Annotated in this window: 20 protein-coding genes; 9 read left to right on the top strand and 11 right to left on the bottom strand. The window is 55.9% G+C overall.

Going from position 1 to position 17,119, the window contains the following annotated elements:
• Window positions 1–12: 12 nt before the first annotated feature.
• The 3 genes from JAO32_RS07825 to JAO32_RS07815 form a co-directional block, all read right to left on the bottom strand.
• The gene (locus tag JAO32_RS07825; protein ID WP_334239185.1) at window positions 13–1,287 is read right to left on the bottom strand and encodes a hypothetical protein; all 1,275 of its coding nucleotides are present in this window, start codon (window positions 1,285–1,287) and stop codon (window positions 13–15) included.
• Window positions 1,284–2,447 (bottom strand): glycosyltransferase family 2 protein, encoded by a 1,164-nt coding sequence (locus JAO32_RS07820; protein ID WP_334239183.1) that lies wholly within the window; start codon window positions 2,445–2,447, stop codon window positions 1,284–1,286. Before JAO32_RS07820 ends, JAO32_RS07825 begins: the two co-directional genes overlap by 4 nt.
• A gap of 137 nt (window positions 2,448–2,584) precedes the next feature.
• Window positions 2,585–3,448 (bottom strand): IclR family transcriptional regulator domain-containing protein, encoded by an 864-nt coding sequence (locus JAO32_RS07815; protein ID WP_334239181.1) that lies wholly within the window; start codon window positions 3,446–3,448, stop codon window positions 2,585–2,587.
• A gap of 161 nt (window positions 3,449–3,609) precedes the next feature.
• Between JAO32_RS07815 and JAO32_RS07810 the strand changes: the two genes are divergently transcribed.
• Window positions 3,610–5,343, top strand: coding sequence for a bifunctional transaldolase/phosoglucose isomerase (locus tag JAO32_RS07810; protein ID WP_334239179.1), 1,734 nt, complete (start codon window positions 3,610–3,612; stop codon window positions 5,341–5,343).
• A 109-nt stretch (window positions 5,344–5,452) separates the two neighbouring features.
• Here the strand turns inward: JAO32_RS07810 and JAO32_RS07805 are convergent, their stop codons facing one another.
• Window positions 5,453–6,121 (bottom strand): peroxiredoxin family protein, encoded by a 669-nt coding sequence (locus JAO32_RS07805; protein ID WP_334239177.1) that lies wholly within the window; start codon window positions 6,119–6,121, stop codon window positions 5,453–5,455.
• A 49-nt stretch (window positions 6,122–6,170) separates the two neighbouring features.
• On the opposite strand from JAO32_RS07805, the gene JAO32_RS07800 reads away from it, so the two are divergent.
• On the top strand, window positions 6,171–6,749 hold the full coding sequence (locus tag JAO32_RS07800) for an HD domain-containing protein (protein ID WP_334239176.1): 579 nt from the start codon (window positions 6,171–6,173) through the stop codon (window positions 6,747–6,749).
• Here JAO32_RS07800 and JAO32_RS07795 read toward each other — a convergent pair whose 3' ends face one another.
• The 4 genes from JAO32_RS07795 to ffh form a co-directional block, all read right to left on the bottom strand.
• Window positions 6,750–7,202, bottom strand: coding sequence for a VOC family protein (locus JAO32_RS07795; RefSeq protein ID WP_334239174.1), 453 nt, complete (start codon window positions 7,200–7,202; stop codon window positions 6,750–6,752).
• A gap of 106 nt (window positions 7,203–7,308) precedes the next feature.
• Window positions 7,309–8,229, bottom strand: coding sequence for a dienelactone hydrolase family protein (locus JAO32_RS07790; RefSeq protein ID WP_334239172.1), 921 nt, complete (start codon window positions 8,227–8,229; stop codon window positions 7,309–7,311).
• Window positions 8,230–8,284: 55 nt separating this feature from the next.
• Window positions 8,285–8,800 (bottom strand): VIT1/CCC1 transporter family protein, encoded by a 516-nt coding sequence (locus JAO32_RS07785; RefSeq protein ID WP_334239170.1) that lies wholly within the window; start codon window positions 8,798–8,800, stop codon window positions 8,285–8,287.
• A gap of 115 nt (window positions 8,801–8,915) precedes the next feature.
• Window positions 8,916–10,310 (bottom strand): signal recognition particle protein, encoded by a 1,395-nt coding sequence (gene ffh / locus JAO32_RS07780; protein WP_334239168.1) that lies wholly within the window; start codon window positions 10,308–10,310, stop codon window positions 8,916–8,918.
• Window positions 10,311–10,409: 99 nt separating this feature from the next.
• On the opposite strand from ffh, the gene JAO32_RS07775 reads away from it, so the two are divergent.
• Together JAO32_RS07775 and JAO32_RS07770 are read left to right on the top strand one after the other, a co-directional pair.
• On the top strand, window positions 10,410–10,859 hold the full coding sequence (locus JAO32_RS07775; RefSeq protein WP_334239166.1) for a DinB family protein: 450 nt from the start codon (window positions 10,410–10,412) through the stop codon (window positions 10,857–10,859).
• Between the two features lie 51 nt (window positions 10,860–10,910).
• Window positions 10,911–11,795 carry a TIGR03435 family protein gene (locus JAO32_RS07770; RefSeq protein ID WP_334239163.1) on the top strand — a complete coding sequence of 295 codons (885 nt, stop codon included), beginning with the start codon at window positions 10,911–10,913 and terminating at the stop codon, window positions 11,793–11,795.
• Window positions 11,796–11,807: 12 nt separating this feature from the next.
• Here JAO32_RS07770 and JAO32_RS07765 read toward each other — a convergent pair whose 3' ends face one another.
• A complete protein-coding gene (locus tag JAO32_RS07765) occupies window positions 11,808–12,014 on the bottom strand; it encodes a DUF3311 domain-containing protein (protein WP_334239161.1) in 207 nt (68 codons plus the stop codon).
• Between the two features lie 38 nt (window positions 12,015–12,052).
• Here JAO32_RS07765 and mazG point away from each other — a divergent pair, with 38 nt between their 5' ends.
• From mazG to menC, 3 genes are read left to right on the top strand one after another with little or no spacing between them, the layout of a single operon-like run.
• Complete coding sequence (gene mazG / locus JAO32_RS07760; protein ID WP_334239159.1) at window positions 12,053–12,862, top strand: nucleoside triphosphate pyrophosphohydrolase; 810 nt, start codon at window positions 12,053–12,055, stop codon at window positions 12,860–12,862.
• The gene (locus JAO32_RS07755; protein ID WP_334239156.1) at window positions 12,859–13,608 is read left to right on the top strand and encodes a GNAT family N-acetyltransferase; all 750 of its coding nucleotides are present in this window, start codon (window positions 12,859–12,861) and stop codon (window positions 13,606–13,608) included. The genes mazG and JAO32_RS07755 overlap by 4 nt, the downstream gene beginning before the upstream one ends.
• Window positions 13,609–13,617: 9 nt before the next feature.
• A complete protein-coding gene (gene menC, locus JAO32_RS07750; RefSeq protein WP_334239364.1) occupies window positions 13,618–14,727 on the top strand; it encodes an o-succinylbenzoate synthase in 1,110 nt (369 codons plus the stop codon).
• Here menC and JAO32_RS07745 read toward each other — a convergent pair.
• A complete protein-coding gene (locus tag JAO32_RS07745; protein WP_334239154.1) occupies window positions 14,717–15,577 on the bottom strand; it encodes a hypothetical protein in 861 nt (286 codons plus the stop codon). The genes menC and JAO32_RS07745 overlap by 11 nt on opposite strands.
• Before the next feature lie 134 nt (window positions 15,578–15,711).
• Here JAO32_RS07745 and JAO32_RS07740 point away from each other — a divergent pair, with 134 nt between their 5' ends.
• Both JAO32_RS07740 and JAO32_RS07735 read left to right on the top strand, forming a co-directional pair.
• Window positions 15,712–16,047, top strand: coding sequence for a bactofilin family protein (locus tag JAO32_RS07740; protein ID WP_334239152.1), 336 nt, complete (start codon window positions 15,712–15,714; stop codon window positions 16,045–16,047).
• Window positions 16,048–16,211: 164 nt separating this feature from the next.
• A complete protein-coding gene (locus JAO32_RS07735) occupies window positions 16,212–16,730 on the top strand; it encodes a class I SAM-dependent methyltransferase (RefSeq protein WP_334239150.1) in 519 nt (172 codons plus the stop codon).
• 57 nt (window positions 16,731–16,787) lie between these two features.
• Here JAO32_RS07735 and JAO32_RS07730 read toward each other — a convergent pair whose 3' ends face one another.
• Window positions 16,788–17,042, bottom strand: coding sequence for a hypothetical protein (locus JAO32_RS07730; RefSeq protein WP_334239148.1), 255 nt, complete (start codon window positions 17,040–17,042; stop codon window positions 16,788–16,790).
• Between the last annotated feature and the right edge of the window lie 77 nt (window positions 17,043–17,119).

Genomic DNA, 17,119 nt, shown 5'->3' with positions numbered 1-17,119 from the left:
TATCAGCGAGTATCAGGCAGAAGCCAGTGCGCGGGGATGGGCCTCAAGGGGCTGAACCTCGGGCACTGGCTTTGCTTCTTTGACCATGAGCCAGTAACCGGCTGCGAAGGTCAGCAGGATCAGCGGGCCATCGATGGCCTTTCGGATGAGCCAGCTATAGATAGCCAAGGCGTTCAGGACTAGGAAGGCCAGGACTTTCAGGCTGTAGATGAGGCCAGGTCGGCTAGTACTACGTGCGACGCGCCATCCGATAAGCGCCAGAGGGAGTGTGATGGCTGCGGCGTCGTATTCCATAATGCGTGGATTCAACAAGAGCACGCCGACGAGAAGCACCGGACCCCACTGCTGAAGCGTGATGCGACCGCGGTCGTACAGACGTGCACCGTAGAGGAGTGCGCCGAAGATGGGTAGCGCATAAGCGGCGAAAAAGAAGTAGCAACCGGGAGCGTAAGGGATGCCTCGTTTATAGAGGAAGCTGCTGAAGAGGCCTGCGGGGCTGCAACCGAAGTCGTGGTTGAAGCTGAACTGAAGCTCTACCGCTTCAAGGTAATGGCGGAAGAGTGCAGGCATAAACACTGGCTGCAAAGCGTATAGGCCGATTCCTGCCGTGATGACGCCAAAGGTGGGAAGCCAGTTTTTCTTGCTGGAGAGTGGTGCTATCAGGACCAGCGACAACATTGGGGCTTTTACGCAGGTGGCGAAAAGAATCACCGCGTAAAAGGGGATCCACTGATTGCGTCGCCAACCGAACAGCGCTGTAGCGAAGATGGCTCCGTACAGGATGTAGGCGATATTGCCGCTGAGGATGACGCCATTGGCGAGCAGACCTGGGAAGAAGAGGGCAATGCCCGCGAGATAGAGTACGCCGGGTATCTCTGCTGTCTGCGCGAAGGTGGCGCATACAGCAATGGCGCCAAGCGCGCCGGCGAAATAAACCAACCAGTAGAGGGTAATGAGCAACGTTCGCGGCAGATCTCCTACGGCCTTAAGCAGTGGCAGTGTGATGGGGGCGTAGACGTAGCTGTAGGGGGGCGTCTCGTCGTTGGATAGCTGTCCGTTTGCTGCGAGTTGCTGGTGGTGCTGTTTCTGGATGTCTGTTGCGTCCTGATATGGATCATGGCCACGATCAAGGCTGATGAGAGCGTGGTTGTACACCTGCATGTCCCAGGCAGTGTCGTCGAGCGATGCCCAGATCGGCAAAGCAAGGGCAGCCGCAAGCCACAGGATGCGTACGCCGAGGGGGATTCGTTTCCAGAGACTCCAGAACCGTCGTGCGAAAAGACTCAATGCGTGACCTCAATATTGCCCGCCAAGGCAGGATCATAGGCTGGCCGCGTGTCGGAAGAATGGCGACGAACGGGCCATGTTACGAAGCTACTCACCGACAGATTCCAGACAGACGCGATCATGATCCCTGCGAAGCCGGCTACCAGCCATTCCACTCCCGATTGCCAGAGAGCGCGGGTAAAGATGAAGTTTGCCCATGCGCCGAAGGAACAGGTAACTGCGAATCGCAGGATTCCCGGCAGAAGGTGTTTGCCTTTGAGGCGTCTGTCGCGGAAGGTGATTCGATTGTTCAGGACGAAGTTTTCTGTCATTGCCAGGAAGGTGGCGATGATCTGTGCTGTCAGGAAGTGCACATGTTGTACATCCACCAAGTAGAGCAGCGTCAGCAGGTGCAGGACGAGTCCGATGCAGCCTACCAGCATGAACAACGTGAGATGCACGGGAATAACGTCGCCCAGCATCTTGTTCAGTACCAGGAAGAGATATTCGATAGCTACAGCAGCGTCCAGCTTGCTTTCGCCGTGGGTACGGGCACGGAAGGTGTAGCCGACTTCAGTGAGACTGACGGGGCGACGGGCTGAACTGAGCATGTCCACCAGGATTTTGAAGCCTTCGCCGCGGACATCGCGCACGACTTCCATGAGGAAGCTGCGACGGATCAGGAAGAAGCCGCTCATGGGGTCAGTGAGTTTGCAGCGGCAGATGGTCTGGCTAAGGCGTTGCCCGGCGCGGCTGAGAAGCACGCGTGTTTTGCAGAACTCGCCCATGCTGCCGCCATCCGAGTTGCGAGTGCCCACGACCACGTCGTGCGATCCCTGTTGCAGGCATTGGACCATGCGAGGAAGGATGCTGGAGTCGTGCTGGAGATCGGCGTCCATCACAGCCAGCAACGGCGCTTGCGAGGACAACATGCCTTCCATGCAGGCAGAGGAGAGTCCTCGGCGACCGATGCGATGAATAAGGCGAACACGAGGGTTTGTTTTTGCGTGGGCGGAGACAACGTCCGCAGTGCCGTCGACCGAGTCGTCGTCAACGAACACGACCTCCCAATTCCAACCTTCGAGAGACACAGACAGCTCCCGGATCAGGAGAGGAACGTTCTCCCGTTCGTTAAAGGTCGGTACGACGACACAGAGTTCAGGTGTCAAAAACGCCTCCACCGGATACAGCCCCTGCGATCCAACAGAGTTGGATTCAGGCTGCTGTTCTAGGGAGACGGGTGTGGCGCAAATTGGATTACACCCCGGGAGCGGAGGAATCTTCCTGGGGTTGGGTAATTTGTGCCGAAACGAGCTAATTAACGGAGAAAAACGCTTAATTCGTTCGCGGCGGCGCGCAAATAGGGCAAGAACTTGGCCTGCATCTCCATCATGGGCATGCGCGGGGCATGGCCGCTGAGGTTGATGGTGGCGATTACCTTGCCGCTGGGAGCGTACACCGGGACGGCCATGGAGCGGAGGCCGACTTCGTATTCCTGGTCGCAAACAGCGTAACCATTGCGGCGGACGTTCCGCAGAAGCATGCGGAGTTTCTCGACCGTGTTGACCGTACGAGGCGTGAACGGCTTCAGGACAACGCGGGACAGATAGCGCTCGACTTCATCAGGTGGCTGCGATGCGATGAGAACGCGGCCCATGCTGGTGCAATAAGCAGGCAGACGGCTGCCGATGTGGAGGTCGACACTCATAAGGCGCTGCACCTGCGTGCGAGCGATGTAAACGATTTCGTCGCCGTCGAGTGTGGCGACGGAGAAGCTCTCGTTCAGCTTTTCGCTCATGCGTTCAAGGATGGGCTGCGCCGCGGAAGAGAGGGTGTTGCTGACGGTGTAGGTGTGGCTGAGCGACAGCATCTTGGGGCGCAGCGAATAACGCTGGCCATCTTCAGAACCTACGTAACCGAGTTTGTTGAGCGTGTAGAGGCAGCGGCGAACTGCGGCACGGCTGAGGCCGGTCTTGTTCGCAAGCTGAGAGATGGTCATCTGCGGCATTTGCTGCGTGAATGTCTCCAGCACTGTGAGACCGCGTGCCAACGATGTCATGAAGTTGGCATCGCCCTGGTAGATCTCAAGAGCCTTCGCGGGAGAGACCTTTTCAGGTGGCGCGGGAACGGCAGGTGTGCTGGGGAGGACGGCAGGCGAATCAAGAACAGCAGAGTCAGACACTAGGCACCTCGTTACGGATCCCGTTCGAATAACGCGCAGACGAACGATAAACGCACTTCCAGTGTAACGCCGTGTCTCGATTCGCTGCAATTCCTGCATGTCCGCTGGCCGAAAACATCGACACGTTCGAGACACGGAACACGCTCTAGAATGGAAACACTATGAGCTCGCTCGAACTTCAGGTTTCGCTTCCTTCCGCGCTGCAAAGCACCGTTGCTTCTACCGCTGCCGATTGGCAGAGCGGCAACAAACTGGGCCGTCTTTTTGCCAAGGACGCTTCGCTGTGGACCAGCGGACAGGGCTCTGACGATGAGTCGATCTGGCTGGGCTGGCTGGATATTGTGGAGCGCCAGCTGGGCGATCTGCAATCGTTTGCCGCGCTGCGTGACGACGTTAAGACCGCTGGTTTTGAGCACGCGCTTCTGCTGGGCATGGGCGGATCGTCGCTGTGCCCGGAGGTTTTGTCGCTGACCTATGGCCATCAGGCTGGCTTTCCGAAGCTGCACATTGTTGATTCGACCGATCCCGCACAGGTGAAGGCCGCTCGTGATGCTGTGAACCTGAAGAAGACGGTTTGCATTGTGGCTTCGAAGTCGGGTTCGACGCTGGAACCGAACATCCTGAAGGATTACTTCTTCAGCGAAATGCAGAAGGAAGTTGGCGCTGCTGAGGCAGGCAAGCACTTCATCGCCATCACCGATCCGGGCAGCAAGATGGAGCAGGTGGCAAAGGCTGACGGCTTCCGTCACATTTTCTATGGCGATAAGACCATCGGCGGCCGTTTCTCGGCGCTGTCGAACTTTGGCATTGTGCCTGCCGCCGTGGCTGGCCTGGATGTGCCGAAGTTCCTGCAGCAGGCCAAGCGCGGCGTGGATGCGGCGCACACTGCTGAGATCACCAAGAACCCAGGCGTCCTGCTGGGCATCGTCCTGGGCGATGCGCACAACGCAGGCCGGGACAAGCTGACGTTCTTCACGTCGCCGGAGATTTTTGATCTGGGTGCGTGGCTGGAGCAGTTGATTGCAGAATCGACTGGCAAGCTGGGCAAGGGCATTACGCCGGTGGATCGCGAGACGATTGGCGCGCCGAGTGTTTATGGCAACGATCGCGTGTTTGCGTACATTCGCTTGAGCACGGCAGACAACACCGCTCTTGACGCCAAGGTGGATGCACTGGCTGCTGCTGGTCACCCTGTTGTTCGCTTCACGATCGATGATGTGTACGAGCTGCCGGCGATCTTCTACCTGTGGGAGATTGCGGTTTCGGTTGCAGGTTCGGTGATGGGCATTAACACCTTCAACCAGCCGGACGTGGAAGCCGCGAAGATCGAAACACGCAAGCTGACCGACGAGTATGCAGCGACGGGCAAGCTGGCTGAACATGAGCCGATTCTGGATGTGGACGGCGTCAAGCTGTTTGCAGATGAGAGCTATGGTCTGACGCTTTCAACCACAGCTTCTGGCAAGACGCTGACGGATTATCTGAAGGCGCATCTGGCGCAGATCAAGCAGCACGATTACTTTGCAACGCTGGCTTACATCCAGATGACGCAAGAGCACGAGGACCTGATCCAAAGCTTCCGCATGAAGGTACGTGACGACAAGACAGTGGCAACGTGCCTCGGCTTTGGACCTCGCTTCCTGCACTCGACCGGTCAGGACTACAAGGGCGGACCGAACACCGGTGTGTTCCTGCAAATCACTGCGGATCACGCGGTGGACGTGGCGATTCCGAATGCGAAGTACACGTTTGGCGTGGTGATTGATGCACAGGCCGCAGGCGATCTGGCTGTGCTGCAGCAGCGCGGACGTCGCGCTCTGCGCGTGCACCTGGGCGCGGATGTGTCGAAGGGATTGAATCAGCTTGGGCTGGCGATCACGGAAGCACTCTCGTAATTCGCTTACAACATGCAAAAAGCCGGAAGTTTTCGTGAGAAAGCTTCCGGCCTTTTCTTTTGCTGAAGGCGGTTGGGATTCTTCGTTCCGCTCAGAATGACGGCGCACCTTAGAGTGCTGCGAGAACCTCTTCTGGTTCGGGGCGAACGCGGAAGTCTGCGTGGGCTTGAGCGAAACGAATGGTGCCGTCCTGGCCGATGACGAAAGTGGCAGGTAGCGGCAGCTTCCATACACTGTCATCCGGTCCGGCCATGATGTTTTTGCCGCTGTTGATGAACGGGATGTTCACCAGAATGGAGCGGTAGTATCGTTGCAATGTCATCGACACGACGTAGGCAATTCCGAATTGCTCTGCGAGTACGCTGTTCGCATCCTGAAGCAGCGGGTAAGGGATGCTGTGCTGCTGCACGGTGAAGTCGCTTTGGCGCAGTGTCTGCGGTGAGATGCCGACAAGCAGGGCACCGCGTTCGCGCAGTTGCGGGTAGAGGTCACGCCAGACTTCGAGTTCTGTAACGCAATAAGGGTCCCAGCGGCCACGGAAGAAGTTGATGACGAGCGGGCCGAGGGCGAGAAGATCGCTGGAGCGAACCGTCTTGTTCGACACGGCGTCCAGTAGCGAAAACGATGGTGCCTGGGCTCCTACGGGGAGGATGCGATCTTCAATGCCGGTGCTGAAGAGTTCGGCAATGGCCTGCTCGCTGATGGCAAGGCGGTCAGCCTGCACCAGCTTGCGCGTGTTCTGGGTAATTTCGTCGAGCTTATCCTGCAAAGCGGCCATATCGTTATTGTCTGATGTTTCGGTGTTTTGCTTCAACTAAGCTGGAGATATGCATCAGGCAATTGAGTTCATTCTGGAAGTTGAAAAGCTGAAGACGGTAACGCGGAAGGTAAAGCCGCTGACGTTGGAGCGGTATGAAAACTCCGCGGAACATAGCTGGCAGCTTTGTCTGTTTGCGTACTCGCTGGAGACATACGCCGCCGAACCGGTGAACATGAATCACGTGATCCGCATGCTGCTGGTGCATGACATCGGCGAGATCGATACCGGTGACACGATGGCGTTTGTGGAAGGCGGATGGGTAGAACGCAAGCGCGATGAATTGACTGCGGTTCGGCGCATCTTTGGCTTTCTTCCCGCAGATAAGGCTGCGGAGCTGGAAGCGTTGTGGCAGGAGTTTGAAACGGGACAGACGGCAGAGGCACGGTTTGCCAATGCAATTGACCGCGCTATGCCTGCGTTGCTGAACCTGAATAATGACGGTCAGAGCTGGAAGGAAAACGGCATCAGCTATGACCGTGTGGTGAAGCGTATTCGCGGCCAGATTGAAGAAGGATGCCCGGCGCTGTGGGAGTATATGGAGCCGCGTCTTGCCGAGGCGAAAGAACGCGGCTTCTTCGGAGCGTAGTTATCCTTTTGCTGCAGCTTCCAGGTCAGCGATGATGAATTTCTTCATGCCCATCATGGCCTGCATCCCTTTGGGTGTCTTCACCAGATCGAAGATGTTTTCAGGGACGATCTGCCACGCCAGACCGAACTTGTCTTCCAGCCATCCACAGGCAACTTCCTGTCCGCCATTGGCGGTTAATTTGTTCCAGTAATAGTCGATCTCTTCCTGGTCTTTACACATGACCACGAAGGAGATGGCTTTCGTGAAACGAAATTCGGTGTCGCTGTTGAGTGCCGTGAAATGGAGGTCTTCCAGCCGGAAGGAAATGGTGAGAGGCTTACCACCAGGGCCCGGGAGACCACCTGTTTTCTCTGCGTCGGGGAAGACGGAGATGTAAAAATCGACAGCTTCTTCCGCGTTGCCGTTGAACCAGAGGAATGGTGTGATCTTGTGCGTGGTTGTGATGCCCATGAACAGGTCGTCTCCTTAATGTGGACATTGTACACATATCTCTGTAGCAAAGGGGACGATATTGGTTCGTCCCCTTTGGCGTGCGGTGCATGCGTTTTCTTGCGACTTACATTCCAGCCATATCCATGTCGTGGCATTGTGTCGTGGTTGCCTTGGCTGTTGCGACACGCTTTGCCGGGGCAGGAGTACGCAGTGAAGAGCGCTTCTTTGCTGGTGCAGTGTTCAGCTTCGCCAGTTCTGCGGTAAGTCGTGCGAAGCCCTGCTCGCGCGCTGTCTTGTTACCTTCCACAGTGTTGTTGGGATCGACACCGGCGCGCATGAAGCCGTGGCCTGCGCCGTCATAAGTTACCGGCTCATACTTCTTGCCCGCAGCTTTCATCGCTTCAATGGTTGCGGGAATGGTGGCGTCGATGCGTGCATCGTTGCCACCGTAGAAGCCGTAGACAGGAGCGTTGATGGCAGCCATGTCAGCAGTGGCGGGTGGCGGACCGTAGAAGACGAAGGCAGCGTTCAGGTCCTTGCGGTGTGTGGCGAAGGCGAAGCTCTTTCCGCCACCCCAGCAGAAACCAACAGAGGCCAGCTTGCCATTGGCCGCGGGAAGTTTCGTGACGTAGTCAGCTGCGGCGTCGAGGTCGGCCATGACGACTGCGTTATCGAGTCCGCTGACGGCTTTCGTGACCTGATCCTGCGAGGGGAAGCTGTCTGTGCCACCGCCATTGGGGCCCATGCCGGTGAGGACGTCCGGCGCGATGACGATGTAGCCTGCTGCGGCAAGATCATCGGCCATGCTCTTGGCCCAACCGCTGAGGCCAAAGATTTCCGGGATGAGGACGATGGCGGTGGCCTTCGTTTTCACTTCGGGGTATACGACGAAGGCATCAAGCGGCTTGCCGTTGGCCTGGAGCTTGACGTATTCGTGGTGACGCGGGGAGGCATCGAGGCGCTTCACCGCCCAGTCCTGCGCATGGATAGCGGCAGTGGCGCTGAAGAGCAGGGAGGCGGAGAGTACAAGGGCGCGAAGTCTCATGCGCCGAAGTATAAGGCGGCCTGTGGTGACTCGTCAGGGGAAATCTTTCGTTAGATCAGGATTGACCGATGAGGATGCCGGAAAGAAACACCAATCCGCCACCCACGATGACCTGAATGCAACTGATGGCAAAGCTGGTTTTCATGAACCGATAGCGGATCCAGGAGATGACCAGCAGTTCGACGCCCACAACAAAATACGCGAGGATGAGGGCGCGATGCACGCTACCGATAAGAAAGGGCAACGTGTGCAGGAAGCCACCAATGAAGGTCATGACGCCGGTCACTATGCCTCGCAGGATGGGGCTGCCGCGGCCTGTGAGTTTGCCGTCGTCAGATAACGCCTCAGAGAACGCCATGGAGATGCCAGCGCCTACAGCCGCTGCAGCACCGATTAGAAATGCGGTGTGGGAATTATGCGTTGCGAAGGCTGTCGCGAAGATGGGCGCGAGCGTGGAGACAGAGCCATCCATCAGACCAACAAGACCGGGCTGAACGATACGCAGCAGGAAGCTTTGTTCGTCTGCAATGAGGTCTTGAATACTGCTGAGCGTGCTTTCGGTCGATGGCATTCTTCTATGTTGAACGAAGATACAGTTGCTGAAAATGGCGACTGATTGAGTCTGTGAGCCAGACTGAAAAAGCCCCTGTCGACAGGGGCTTTTACGTAATTGATTTGCTGCGTGCTTAGCGACCGAAACCGCCGCCCATGCGTCCCATTTGTCCCATCTGGCTCATGAGGCGGCGCTGCATCTTGCCGCCACCACTGCCGAGGCCTTTGAACATCTTGCGCATTTGACCGTACTGCTTGAGCAATTGATTCACTTCCTGAACCGATGTACCGCTGCCTTCTGCGATGCGACGACGGCGCGAGCCATTGATGATCTCGTGGTCGATGCGCTCTGTCTTCGTCATCGAGTTGATGATGGCTTCGGTGCGCGCGAGCTGCGAATCGTCCACATGCTCCGCAGCCTGCTGCAGACCCTGGAAGGGGCCTACGCTTGGCATCATCTTCAGGATGGACTGCATGCTACCGAGCTTCTTGATCTGGCGAAGCTGGTCGCGGAAGTCTTCCAGTGTGAAGCCGTCGCCGCTGAGAGCCTTCTTTGCAAAGTCTTCCGCCTTGCCACGATCGAGCTTTTCTTCTGCGCGTTCGAGCAGCGTGGCGATGTCGCCCATGCCCATGATGCGCGAGACGATGCGGTCCGGGTGGAAGGCTTCAAACTGATCCGGCTTTTCGCCGGTGCCGAGGAATTTGACCGGTGCGCCGGTAACGTTGCGGATGGAAAGCGCCGCACCGCCGCGTGCGTCGCCATCCATTTTGCTTAGGATGACGCCGGTGATGCCGAGCTGCTTGTGGAAGGCGTCAGCAGAGTTGACGGCGTCCTGACCGGTCATGGCGTCGGCAACGAAGAGGATTTCGCTGGGATTGAGGGCAGCCTTGAGCTGCTTCATTTCGTCCATCAGCGCTTCGTCGATGCCGAGACGGCCAGCCGTATCGACGAGGAGGATGTCATTGCCGAAGTTGCGGGCTTCGCGCAGGGCTTCCTTGGCGAGGCGCAGGACGAGCGGGGTGCCAGCTTCTTCGTCGGCGACCTTACCGGTGTAGATCTGCGCGCCAACAGCCTTGGCGACGATGGCGAGCTGCTCGCGTGCGGCGGGACGGTAGACGTCGACCGAGACCAGCATGGGACGGTGGCCGCCCTTCTTAAGCCACGTGGCCAGCTTGCCGGTCGATGTTGTCTTACCGGAACCCTGCAGACCTGCCATCAAAATGACGGTGGGCGGCTGCGAGGAGAACTTGAAGCGCGCGGTGTCCTTACCGAGGATCTCGATCAATTCGTCGTTGACGATCTTGATGACCTGCTCGGTGGGCGAAAGCGCGGTGGCCACCTGCGTACCAACAGCCTTTTCGCGGATGTGGTCGATGGTGGCTTTGACGACGTTCAAATTGACGTCGGATTCGAGCAGTGCGAGGCGGATTTCGCGCAGGGCTTCGGAGATGTTCTCTTCCGTGATGGTGCCCTGACCGCGGAGGTTCTTAAAGGCGCGCTGCAGTTTTTCCTGAAGATTCTCAAACATGGCTTGTCGCCTTTAAGTTTAACAAGGGGAATGGTGCAAATGGTGGAACCGTGGCTGCGAGGAACTTTAACGGACATTGAGCCGGTGCGAAGGGGCGTTTTGCACGCTTTGGAACTCGCAGAAGAGGATGTGCTGCGGTGGACACGCGATCTGGACGACGAGACGCTGGAGTTGGAACCACTTGGGCTGCCTTCTGTCGGATTTCAGATGCGGCATATTGCGCGGAGTATCGACCGCTTGCTGACCTATGCGGATGGCCGTGGGTTGTCGGAGGAGCAGATGCTGGCGCTGAAGTCCGAACATGTTGCCGGGACCAGTGGGGACGAACTTCGTCGGCAGGTGGTGGAAGCGATTGCGAAGGTGCGCCCGTTTGCGATGCAGTTCTCACAGAATCAGCTAGACGAGCCGCGTGGAGTGGGGCGGGCTGGCTTGCCTACGACGCTGGCGGGGCTACTGATTCACATTGCCGAGCATACGCAGCGGCATGTGGGGCAGTTGATTACTACAGCGAAGGTAGCTGCGGCGCTAAAGGATGCGCAGGTGAGTTGATGCAACGAAACCAACAGCCCGAAGATGTAGGCTTTCTGTGAAATTCCGGACATGCGATTGCATTCCGAGAGGGGTGGACTAATCGTGAACTCTGTCCGTCTTTGCGTTCTCCTCGCTTCATTCCCGATAGTATTCGGCATTAACGTCGGTTCTGCTCAAGAGTCCTCACCGACGCCTTCTTTTGATGTGGTCTCGATTCGGCCCGTGAGTCCAAACTCGCAACGAAGAGAGGACCAGCCGGACATGGAAGTCAGGGCAGACGGATGGCGGTTGAATGATGAGTCTTTATTTGCCGCGATTCTGCATGCTTACACCCCACCTGCAGGAAACGCGTCTTTCTATACCTTGAAGCAAGTCCAGGGGGTTCCTAATTGGGCCATGGACGACTTGTATGTGATTGACGCTCGGATCGGGGAGAGCGACCTGCAAAGATGGCGAAACCCTGCGATGCAGGCAGATATGCTCCACTCCATGCTCCGCGCTATGTTGGCGGACCGCTGCAAGCTTGCTGTCCACCGCGAGTCGAGAGAAATGGCGGTCTATTCTTTAACTCTGTCGAAAGAAGGGCCCCAATTTACGGAATCTGTTCCGGGATCCAAGCACCCTATTGGAGGGCCCATTGCCGGGGGCGGTGAGTTTATCCCCAGCGATAGTCGGGGCGTTATGCACTTTTATGGAGTGCCTCTTAGCGCTGTTGCAGGAGTGTTATCCAACATCATGGGGCGCCCCGTGCAGGATGCGACAGGACTTACCGGCAAGTACGATATTTCCCTGAAAATGCCCTCGATGGATTCGCCTGGCCAAGGGCCATCCAGCAATACTTCTGGTTTGTCCGCTTCTGAGGTTGTAAAAGAGCTTGGCTTAAAACTGGTTCCAACGAAGGGGCACGTTGAGATTCTGGTCGTTGACCATATCGAGAGGCCATCTGAGAACTAGGCGGGATGGAAGTTAGTCCTTCACCAGCTTGTAGACGAGGCCGAGGATGGCCGTTGCGATGAACACCCACAGCAATTGGTACCAGTAGAAAAAGGGGAAGCCGAAGAGCGTTGGCGTTTCGCGATTGTAGAGACTGGGAAAGATGAGCGCGACGACGGGTAGCAGCAGAAGCCACAGCCATCCGCGGTTCCGCTTTTCGTTTTCGACTGGTTCCTGCATGCGCCAAGCATAGCGCAATGCGTTGATACGATGAAGATATGAGTGAAAGCACGTCAGCGAAAGCTGGAGATGCATTCCGTGAAGCCGCAGCGATCATGGCGCGGTTGCGCGGTCCAGGCGGATGTCCGTGGGACCGCGAACAGACCTTCGATTCCATCAAGCCGCACACGTTGGAAGAGACCTACGAGGTTTTTGACGCGATTGATCGGCGTGCCTGGGGTGAGTTACTCGACGAGCTTGGCGACCTGCTGTTACAGGTGTTGTTCTACGCGCAGATGGCTGAAGACGAGGGGCATTTCAACATTGACGATGTGGTGCGTGGATTGAGCGCGAAGCTGGTCCGGCGGCATCCGCATATCTTTGGCGACGTCATTGCCGAGACAGCAGGCGACGTGATTGAGACCTGGGACGCGGTGAAGCAGAAGGAACGCGAAGGTAAACCTGCAAAGGATGAAGGCTTGCTGGGCGAAGTTCCGCGCTTTGTACCTGCTCTGGTTGAAGCCCGCAAACTTGGCTCGAAGGCCGCGAAGGTTGGTTTTGATTGGCCGGATGCGAGCGGTCTACTGGATAAGGTGCAGGAAGAAATCACTGAGGTCAGGGAAGAGATGACTGCCTCGCCAAATGCTGAGTTACTTGAAGAAGAAGTTGGCGATTTGTATTTTGTGCTGACTAATCTTTCTCGGCATTTGCATGTCGATCCAGAACAGGCACTGAAAAAAGCCAATACCAAGTTTCGCCGGAGATTTCGTGCGATGGAACAGATGGCAGGTGATGGATTTGCCGCGCTGCCACTGGATGAAAAGGATGCGCTTTGGAACAAGGCAAAGCTCAAGGAGAAGAGTTTGTGAGTGAGCTTCGCGTAGAGCAGTTACATACGCTGCAAGAGTTTGATGCTTGCGTACATTTACAGCAGAAGACGTGGCAGTATTCCGCAGGTGAGTTATTGCCGCGTCGGGTCTTTTTTCTTGCCAATAAGTTGGGGGGACACGTGCTGGGGGCCTGGGATGGCGGTACCCTGGTCGGTTTCAACCTGGGTCTGCCCGCACAGCGCAACGGTACGGGATATATCCATTCGCAGATGCTGGCAGTGCTACCGGAATATCGGAACAGCGGTCTGGGACGCGCCATGAAGCTGCGGCAGCGCGAGATCGCGTTGGAACAGGGCATCAAACTTATCGAGTGGACTTATGATCCGCTGGAAATAAAGAACAGTTTTTTTAACTTGTCTCGTTTGGGTGCGATTAGTCGCAGATATATTCCGGATTTCTATGGAGCATCGTCATCGCCGTTGCAAGGTGGGTTGCCGACGGATCGTTTGTATGCGGAGTGGTGGATCGATTCCGATCATGCGAAGCGTGTGATGGCGCGTGAACCGATGCAGGAAAAAGTGGAGGCTACCGTACCTGTGCCTGCACAGATCTATGCATGGAAGGCGGATGGCGATAAGCATGCCGCAGAGACACAAGCGCGCGTGCGGGAAGCATTGCAGCGGCATTTTGCCGACGGGCTTTCAGTGATTGGATATGACCGCGCGGAAGATGGCACAGGTTCTTTTTTGCTCGGGTTCGCGCCTGCTGAATTTTCAAAGTATTAGGAGAAGATGATGAAGATTGATGCGATTGTTCTGCGCGAAATCAAGATGCCGCTCGTGCATCCGTTCCGTACCAGCTTTGGCCTGACGACGGATCGTCGCATTCTTCTGATCGAATTGCAGAGTGAAGGTCTTACTGCGTGGGGCGAATGCGTTGCGGGTGAGCACCCATTCTTCTCAGACGAAATGATCGACACGGCATGGTTCATCACGGAGCATGAACTGGCGCCACGGCTTGTGGGTAAGGATATTGCTGCGGGACGTGATGTTCCTTCTTTGCTTTTGCAGGTGCGTGGGCACCGTATGGCGAAGGCTGCGCTTGAGAATGCTGTTTGGGATCTGGAAGCGCAGGTTCAGGGGATTTCGCTGGCAAAGCTGCTAGGTGGCACGCGAGAAAAGATTGCTTGCGGTGTTTCCATTGGCATGGAGATGGATATCCCGAAGCAGTTGGATCGTGTTGCGAAGGAAGTGGCTGCGGGATATCAACGCATCAAGTTGAAGTGTCAGCCAGGATATGACTCGGAAATGTTTGCTGCTGTGCGTGAGCGCTGGCCAGACATTCTGCTGAGCTGCGATGCCAATTCTGCTTATAAGTTGAGCGATGCGGATCACATTGCATCATGGGATCAATACAAATTGCTGATGATTGAGCAGCCGCTCTGGTATGACGACTTTTATTTCCATGCGCAGTTACAAAAGCGCATTCAGACTGCAATCTGCCTGGATGAATGTATTCGCAATGCGCGGGATGCGCAGGCCGCACTGGAACTTGGTAGCGGACGGATCATCAATATCAAGGTCGGCCGTGTGGGCGGATTTACGGAAGCAATTGCCGTGCATGATGTAGCGCAGAAGCATGGCGTTCCGGTTTGGTGCGGTGGCATGTTGGAAAGCGGCATTGGTCGTGCTCAGAATATTGCGTTGAGCAGCCTGCCCAATTTCTCACTGCCGGGTGATGTCTCCGCCTCTGCTCGTTACTGGACGGAAGACATCATCGAACCGGAAGTTACCGTCAGCGGCAAGGGAGAGATTGTTGTTCCTCAAGCTGCGGGCCGTGGCTATGAAGTGCGAACAGATCGTGTGGAAGGGCTTACTGCTCGGCAGAAGCGCATTACGGCTTAATCGGTGGAACAGCCAACAGCGTATTGACGGCATCGTGCACAGACGGTGCCGTCGGAAGAAACCGTATGTCTGTCACGGACAGTGTCTGTTGGTACGGAGCGACATGCACCATCAGCTCACGGAGCTTTACGTCCATCTTGATTTCCGTGTACGCGTCATGCGTAAGGCTAACCGGCTTCTGTTCATAAGACAGGGTTCCGCCCTGGTAGACACGAGCAAGGATGCCGAACATGAGATTCAGGTTTTGAATGATGCGAATTTCGATGCGTGTTAGATGATGTGTTTCTGCGTCGATCCAGATGCGTCCAGCGATGCCCATCAGCAATGACTGCGTTGTGGACCCGGGATGAAATTCCGGATTGGGTGCGAAATCCAGAACGACTTGCGTTCGCGCATGATTCGGAAGCTGTGGCTGTCCAGCTACAGCCGTAAAAATCATGGCCTTTGGCAGCGTTTTCATTAGCTCAATGCCGTACTTATCGCTGCTCTCGGACTTTTGGCGGCGCTTACGAACCTCTTCTGGTGTAAGGGCACGAAGACGAGCCAATTCGCCGCTTTCTTCTTCTGCCGTTAATGGACGCCCTTTAAAAGTAAGGGTGCGGGATATATTACCGTCCTCTGTTTCAATGACTTCGCGAATGCTGTCTTCTTTGGGATCAGTGCGATGAACGCGGTATTGCAATCCCCATCCGCGATGATGAAAGTCATCTAATTGAAATTGGACCGCCTGCTGAAGGATGGCGGAGATAGAGGACGGGGTAAGAGACTCCTGCCCCCGTGCCGTACTGCTGGTGAGAAAGCTGGCGATGGCCAGCCACACAAAACACTGATTCCGAACGATTCTCAACATGTCGACGTCTAACTCTGCCGTAGGATGCTTTCCTAGCCTACTAGGTGACTTTGCAGATGCGGACAGAATCTCGCGTTGCCGTGCAGCCTGCACTTGATTAGACTCACCGGGAGGTCAAGAGGAGAGTACGGACGATGGCAGTAGAGGGATCGACGGTTTTAGGGAAATCTATTCAGGTGCGCGGCGAAATTTCAGGCGCAGAAGATGTCATTGTGCATGGCCGCTTGCAGGGCAGCGTTACGCTGAAGGAAAGTCGTCTAACAGTAGGCCCAGATGCTGAAGTAGAGGCCGAATTGCATGTACACGATGCGATTTTTCTGGGCCAGGTAAATGGCAATGTGACCGCAACGGGACGTGTGGAACTGCGCAAAGGAGCTTCGCTTACCGGCGATGTCAATGCAGCACGGCTCTCGATTGAAGAAGGTTCTGCAATTCAGGGCAAAGTGTCACTTAGCGGCACCAAAGAGTAGTTTCGATGGTTTCGGACAGACAATAAGCCGGACAAAATGCGCCGGTCGTAGCAGCGGAGGTGGATGTGCGTCTATTTGGTGGTGGCGAAGCACGTGGATCGGGAACGAAGGCAAGTGCTCGCATCCCTCGGCCATCCAGCGGATGGACCCAGCTCCAGAAGTCATTGCGCGAACAGGAAGGCCTGCGCATCCTGGATATTGGTCCTACTTCGTCTACGAATATTAATTTCCTGACGGCCATGGGACACAGCGTATATATGGCGAACCTGGTGGAAGATGTCGCCGATCCCAAATGGATTCGGTCCGAAGCGGATGCACCTTTTCCGACGGAGGACTTCATCCGCGAAAATCTTGATTTTGGGGAAAGACTTTTCGACACCGTATTGTTCTGGGATACCGCAGATTACTTCCCCTCAGAATTGCGGACGGCGGTTGTCCGCCGTATTCACGAGGTGATGCAGCCTGGAGGGCAATTACTAGCGTTCTTCCATGTAAAGCCTGAGAGTGGCTTGCAACGTTACCATCTACGAGATGATGGTCAGGTCGACACACAATTTGCTGCAGAAGCTGAGGTCCGGAATACGATGACCAATCGACAGATCGAGCAGCTTTTTCATGAATTCGCGAGTTATAAATTCTTTCTCGCAAAGGATAATCTGCGAGAAGTGATTGTGACTCGATAGCAAAACAATAAGGGGAAGCCACTGGCTTCCCCTTATTACTGATCGAAAGTTCTCTTCTTACTTCTGAGACTTGCGGGTTTCTGCCCAACGCTTCTTCTGCGCGTCTGCAATACGCTTGCGTGCTTCCGCGCTTAAGGTGCGCTTCTTCGGAGTTGCCTTGGAAGCGGGTGTCGCAGTGTTCTTGCGAGGACGCCCCACAGCCTTCTTTACTACCGCCGGGGCAGCACTGCTGCCACCGGCAAGCAATGCACGGGCCTGCTGCAGCTTGGCAATCTGTGCATCAATCTCTGCAAGAATACGATTTACTTCCAAGAAATTACCTCCCTCAGAGCATAGATGCTCATTGAAAAAAGTTTAGATCATAGATCGCTGGTTTGGATACTCATAGG

Source organism: Terriglobus sp. ADX1, assembly GCF_036877645.1.
Lineage (GTDB): Bacteria > Acidobacteriota > Terriglobia > Terriglobales > Acidobacteriaceae > Terriglobus.
This window is presented reverse-complemented; position numbering and strand designations above follow the sequence as displayed.

Excerpts from the sequence above, each read along its gene's own strand:
- JAO32_RS07770 (WP_334239163.1), top strand. The coding sequence starts at position 10,911 with ATGCGATTGCATTCCGAGAGGGGTGGACTAATCGTGAACTCTGTCCGT.
- menC (WP_334239364.1), top strand. The coding sequence starts at position 13,618 with ATGAAGATTGATGCGATTGTTCTGCGCGAAATCAAGATGCCGCTCGTG.
- JAO32_RS07805 (WP_334239177.1), bottom strand. The coding sequence starts at position 6,121 with ATGGCCGCTTTGCAGGATAAGCTCGACGAAATTACCCAGAACACGCGC.
- ffh (WP_334239168.1), bottom strand. The coding sequence starts at position 10,310 with ATGTTTGAGAATCTTCAGGAAAAACTGCAGCGCGCCTTTAAGAACCTC.
- JAO32_RS07785 (WP_334239170.1), bottom strand. The coding sequence starts at position 8,800 with ATGCCATCGACCGAAAGCACGCTCAGCAGTATTCAAGACCTCATTGCA.
- JAO32_RS07800 (WP_334239176.1), top strand. The coding sequence starts at position 6,171 with ATGCATCAGGCAATTGAGTTCATTCTGGAAGTTGAAAAGCTGAAGACG.
- JAO32_RS07740 (WP_334239152.1), top strand. The coding sequence starts at position 15,712 with ATGGCAGTAGAGGGATCGACGGTTTTAGGGAAATCTATTCAGGTGCGC.
- JAO32_RS07745 (WP_334239154.1), bottom strand. The coding sequence starts at position 15,577 with ATGTTGAGAATCGTTCGGAATCAGTGTTTTGTGTGGCTGGCCATCGCC.
- mazG (WP_334239159.1), top strand. The coding sequence starts at position 12,053 with ATGAGTGAAAGCACGTCAGCGAAAGCTGGAGATGCATTCCGTGAAGCC.
- JAO32_RS07810 (WP_334239179.1), top strand. The coding sequence starts at position 3,610 with ATGAGCTCGCTCGAACTTCAGGTTTCGCTTCCTTCCGCGCTGCAAAGC.
- JAO32_RS07765 (WP_334239161.1), bottom strand. The coding sequence starts at position 12,014 with ATGCAGGAACCAGTCGAAAACGAAAAGCGGAACCGCGGATGGCTGTGG.
- JAO32_RS07790 (WP_334239172.1), bottom strand. The coding sequence starts at position 8,229 with ATGAGACTTCGCGCCCTTGTACTCTCCGCCTCCCTGCTCTTCAGCGCC.
- JAO32_RS07795 (WP_334239174.1), bottom strand. The coding sequence starts at position 7,202 with ATGGGCATCACAACCACGCACAAGATCACACCATTCCTCTGGTTCAAC.